This is a genomic window from Anaeromassilibacillus sp. Marseille-P3371, from assembly GCF_900169665.1.
In the GTDB taxonomy this organism is placed as follows: domain Bacteria; phylum Bacillota; class Clostridia; order Oscillospirales; family Acutalibacteraceae; genus Anaeromassilibacillus.
The window spans coordinates 1-2,079 of sequence record NZ_LT835154.1; the positions used below are offsets into that span (position 1 = coordinate 1).

A 2,079-nucleotide genomic window follows, 5' to 3' on the forward strand; every position below is an offset into this window, starting at 1 on the left:
TTTTAGAGAGTTTGATCCTGGCTCAGGACGAACGCTGGCGGCGTGCCTAACACATGCAAGTCGAACGGAGTTAAGAGAGCTTGCTCTTTTAACTTAGTGGCGGACGGGTGAGTAACGCGTGAGTAACCTGCCTTTCAGAGGGGAATAACATTCTGAAAAGAATGCTAATACCGCATGAGATCGTAGTATCGCATGGTACAGCGACCAAAGGAGCAATCCGCTGAAAGATGGACTCGCGTCCGATTAGCTAGTTGGTGAGATAAAGGCCCACCAAGGCGACGATCGGTAGCCGGACTGAGAGGTTGAACGGCCACATTGGGACTGAGACACGGCCCAGACTCCTACGGGAGGCAGCAGTGGGGGATATTGCACAATGGGGGAAACCCTGATGCAGCAACGCCGCGTGAAGGAAGAAGGTCTTCGGATTGTAAACTTCTGTCCTCAGGGAAGATAATGACGGTACCTGAGGAGGAAGCTCCGGCTAACTACGTGCCAGCAGCCGCGGTAATACGTAGGGAGCAAGCGTTGTCCGGATTTACTGGGTGTAAAGGGTGCGTAGGCGGATCTGCAAGTCAGTAGTGAAATCCCAGGGCTTAACCCTGGAACTGCTATTGAAACTGTGGGTCTTGAGTGAGGTAGAGGCAGGCGGAATTCCCGGTGTAGCGGTGAAATGCGTAGAGATCGGGAGGAACACCAGTGGCGAAGGCGGCCTGCTGGGCCTTAACTGACGCTGAGGCACGAAAGCATGGGTAGCAAACAGGATTAGATACCCTGGTAGTCCATGCCGTAAACGATGATTACTAGGTGTGGGTGGTCTGACCCCATCCGTGCCGGAGTTAACACAATAAGTAATCCACCTGGGGAGTACGGCCGCAAGGTTGAAACTCAAAGGAATTGACGGGGGCCCGCACAAGCAGTGGAGTATGTGGTTTAATTCGAAGCAACGCGAAGAACCTTACCAGGTCTTGACATCCTGCTAACGAGGTAGAGATACGTTAGGTGCCCTTCGGGGAAAGCAGAGACAGGTGGTGCATGGTTGTCGTCAGCTCGTGTCGTGAGATGTTGGGTTAAGTCCCGCAACGAGCGCAACCCCTGCTATTAGTTGCTACGCAAGAGCACTCTAATAGGACTGCCGTTGACAAAACGGAGGAAGGTGGGGACGACGTCAAATCATCATGCCCCTTATGACCTGGGCTACACACGTACTACAATGGCCGTCAACAGAGAGAAGCAAAGCCGCGAGGTGGAGCAAAACTCTAAAAACGGTCCCAGTTCGGATCGTAGGCTGCAACCCGCCTACGTGAAGTTGGAATTGCTAGTAATCGCGGATCATCATGCCGCGGTGAATACGTTCCCGGGCCTTGTACACACCGCCCGTCACACCATGGGAGCCGGTAATACCCGAAGTCAGTAGTCTAACCGCAAGGGGGACGCTGCCGAAGGTAGGATTGGCGACTGGGGTGAAGTCGTAACAAGGTAGCCGTATCGGAAGGTGCGGCTGGATCACCTCCTTTCTATGGAGAAACGATTGGTTGAAGAACTGATCTAAATCCAAGGTCAGGCATTACGAGGAAACATTTCAAAACGTTGTTTAATTTTGAAGGCCCTTCAAGGCTGAGCCTTGAGGCACGGCTCGCCGGGAAACTGGCAGGGTGTGTGAAGCTGAGAGAGGCGGGACAGAAATGACCGACTCCCGAAGGAAGAAAGGCGAAGCGGAAGAGAGCTTTCAAAGAGGAAATAAACGAAGGTAGAACACCTGAGTGAACAACCAAATAGTTGGGGGTATAGCTCAGCTGGGAGAGCGCCTGCTTTGCAAGCAGGAGGTCAACGGTTCGATCCCGTTTATCTCCACCACAGGCCGAAAGGTCTGGAACGGCTACTGTGGCGAGAAAGACCGGATAGCCTCGAAGCCGGAAATATGGGCTTATAGCTCAGCCGGTTAGAGCGCACGCCTGATAAGCGTGAGGTCGGTGGTTCGAGTCCACTTAAGCCCACCAGCAGGGAAACCTGCAAAAGTAAATAGGAAGTTTCGCAAAGGACTTGGAAACGAGTTTGAAGAAGATTTCGTTAGGAATCGCA

The 2,079-nt window shown here is 52.9% G+C and carries 2 tRNA genes and 1 rRNA gene; all 3 read left to right on the forward strand.

The features are described from left to right. The 3 genes from B9Y59_RS00010 (at window position 1) to B9Y59_RS00020 (ending at window position 1,997) form a co-directional block, all read left to right on the forward strand. A 16S ribosomal RNA gene (locus B9Y59_RS00010) occupies window positions 1-1,514 on the forward strand. Window positions 1,515-1,778: 264 nt separating this feature from the next. Beyond that, window positions 1,779-1,854 (forward strand) — tRNA-Ala (locus tag B9Y59_RS00015). A gap of 66 nt (window positions 1,855-1,920) precedes the next feature. Then, window positions 1,921-1,997, forward strand: a tRNA-Ile gene (locus B9Y59_RS00020). The last annotated feature ends 82 nt before the right edge of the window (window positions 1,998-2,079 follow it).